The organism is Streptomyces sp. SID1328, from assembly GCF_009865595.1.
Taxonomy (GTDB): domain Bacteria; phylum Actinomycetota; class Actinomycetes; order Streptomycetales; family Streptomycetaceae; genus Streptomyces; species Streptomyces griseoluteus.
Window position 1 is genome coordinate 1 of the sequence record NZ_WWKH01000143.1, and the last position, 2,738, is coordinate 2,738.

The following is a 2,738-nucleotide window of genomic DNA, read 5'->3' on the forward strand; positions in this document are numbered from 1 at the left end:
GCTGTACAGCAGGGTCCGGCAGGGCGCGATCCCCGTGCAGGACGTCGGCCTGATCGACGCCGTGCGCACCGGCAAGGTGGAGATCGTGGCCGCCGTCGAGGGGTTCGAGGACGGCAAGGTGGCCCTCGCCGACGGCACCCGGATCGCGCCGGACGCGGTGATCGCGGCGACCGGGTACAGCCGGGGTCTGGACTCCCTGGTGGGCCACCTGGGCGTGCTGGACGAGCGCGGCCGGCCCACGGTCCACGGCGCCCGCACCCCGAAGGACGCCCCCGGCCTGTACTTCACCGGCTTCACCAACCCCATCAGCGGCATGTTCCGCGAGCTGGCCATCGACGCGGAGAAGATCGCCAAGTCGGTTGCCCGGCGCCTGCGTTAGACACCTTCTCAAGCGACCGCCACGACCGGGGGCCGACGCCGGATCACCAGCGACATCAGCGCCGCCGCCGCGCACAGCGACCCGGACGCGTACCAGACCATGTCGTAGCTGCCGAAGACGTCGCGGGCGAAGCCGCCGAGCCAGGCGATGACGGCCGCGCCCATCTGGTGCGAGGCCAGCACCCAGCCGAACACGATCGCGCTGTCCTCCCCGAACCGCTCCCGGCACAGCGCCAGGGTCGGCGGGACGGTGGCGACCCAGTCCAGGCCGTAGAAGACGATGAAGAACACCATCGGCACGTGCACGGCGGGCCCGAGCAGCATCGGCAGGAACAGCAGCGAGATGCCGCGCAGCGCGTAGTAGACGGCGAGCAGCCGCCGGGAGTCGAAGCGGTCGGTGAACCAGCCGGAGGCGATGGTGCCGAGCACGTCGAACACACCGATCACCGCGAGCAGCGAGGCCGCCGCCGGTACCGGCATCCCGTGGTCGTGGGCGGCGGGCACGAAGTGGGTCTGGATCAGCCCGTTGGTGGACGCCCCGCAGATGGCGAAGCTGCCCGCGAGCAGCCAGAACTGCCCCGTCCGCACGGCGGAGGCCAGCACGGTGAGCGCGCGCCGCGCGGCCCCCGTCACCGGCGGCGGCTTGGGCACGAACTCCGTGGCGCCGTACGGCATCAGGCCCACGTCGGCCGGGTGGTCGCGCAGCAGCAGCCAGACGAACGGGACGACGGCGAGGGCGGCCAGCGCGACCGTGACGGCGGCCGGGCGCCAGTGGTGGTGCTCCACGATCCAGGACAGCAGCGGCAGGAAGATGAGCTGGCCGGAGGCGGACGCGGCGGTCAGGATGCCGCTGACCAGACCGCGCCGCGACGTGAACCAGCGCCCGGTGACGGTCGCGGCGAACGCCAGCGCCATCGACCCCGAGCCCAGCCCGACGAACAGGCCCCAGCAGAGTATGAGTTGCCAGGGTGCCGTCATCCACACGGTCAGCCCGGCGCCGAGCGCGATCACGGTCAGCGCGACGGCGACGACCCGGCGGATGCCGAAGCGGTCCATCAGCGCGGCGGCGAACGGCGCGGTGAGCCCGTAGAGCGCGAGGTTGACGGAGACGGCCGCGCCGATGGTGCCGCGCGACCAGCCGAACTCCGCGTGCAGCGGGTCGATCAGCAGGCCGGGCAGCGACCGGAAGGCGGCCGCGCCGATGATCGTGACGAAGGTGACGGCGGCGACGAACCAGGCGCGGTGCACACGCCGGCGGCGCGGTGCGTCCTGGACGGGGGCGGGAGCGGGTCGGGTCTGAGTCACGTGCTCCAGAGTCCCGGCACCGGCCGCACGCAGCGAGTGGCCCGAAGGACAGCGTTCGCTAGGATCGGGCCATGACCGCTGAGATCCCGCCGGTGGACGGCGAGTTCCGCCCGCACCGCGTCGCCGTCCTCGCCCTGGACGGCCTGCTCCCCTTCGAACTCGGCATCCCGCACCGCATCTTCGGCCATCCGACCGACGCCCGGGGCAGGCCGCTGTACGAGGTGGTGACCTGCTCGATCCGGCCGCCCGGCCCGGTCGAGACCGCCGCCGACTTCGCGGTGGACGTACCGCACGGCCCGGAGGCGCTGGCGACGGCGGACACGGTGATCGTCCCGGCGTCCTACGAACTCGGCCCCGTCTTCGAGGAGGGACGGCTCACCCCCGAACTCGCCGCCGCCCTGGCCCGCGTCCGCCCCGGCACCCGCTTCGCCTCGATCTGCGTCGGGGTGTACGTCCTCGCCGCCGCCGGCCTGCTGGACGGGCGCCCGGCGACCACCCACTGGGCCCACGCCGACCGGTTCCAGGAGCTGTTCCCCCAGGTCCGGGTGGACGCCGACGTGCTGTTCATCGACGACGGCGACGTGCTCACCTCGGCGGGGATCGCGGCCGGGATCGACCTGTGCCTGCACATGGTGCGCCGCGACCACGGCACGGCGGTCGCCAACGACGTGGCCCGCCGCATGGTCGTACCCCCGCACCGCGACGGCGGCCAGGCGCAGTACATACACCGCCCGCTGCCCGAACCGCAGTTGGCCACCACCACGGCCGCCCGCGCCTGGGCGCTCGGCCGGCTGCACGAACCGCTCCAGCTGCGGGACCTCGCCGAGCGGGAGGCGATGTCGGTACGGACCTTCACCCGGCGCTTCCGCGAGGAGGTCGGGGTGAGTCCGGGGCAGTGGCTCACCGCGCAACGGGTCGAGCTGGCACGGCAGTTGCTGGAGTCGACGGACCTCTCGGTCGACCAGGTCGCACGGGACGCGGGGTTCGGCACGGCGCAGTCGATGCGCCAGCATCTCCAGCAGGCGCTGGGCGTGACGCCGACCGCCTACCGGCGC

The 2,738-nt window shown here is 73.4% G+C and carries 2 protein-coding genes and 1 pseudogene; 2 read left to right on the top strand and 1 reads right to left on the bottom strand.

Translation table 11 applies throughout. The annotated features are described in order from the left end of the window. Window positions 1–379, top strand: a pseudogene (locus tag GT030_RS04470) (NAD(P)-binding domain-containing protein); the annotation flags it as partial. A gap of 8 nt (window positions 380–387) precedes the next feature. Here GT030_RS04470 and GT030_RS04475 read toward each other — a convergent pair. Beyond that, a complete protein-coding gene (locus GT030_RS04475) occupies window positions 388–1,683 on the bottom strand; it encodes an MFS transporter (protein WP_161199943.1) in 1,296 nt (431 codons plus the stop codon). A gap of 71 nt (window positions 1,684–1,754) precedes the next feature. Here GT030_RS04475 and GT030_RS04480 point away from each other — a divergent pair. Next, window positions 1,755–2,738, top strand: a 984-nt coding sequence (locus GT030_RS04480; protein ID WP_161199944.1) for a helix-turn-helix domain-containing protein, incomplete at its 3' end; no start/stop codon positions are given.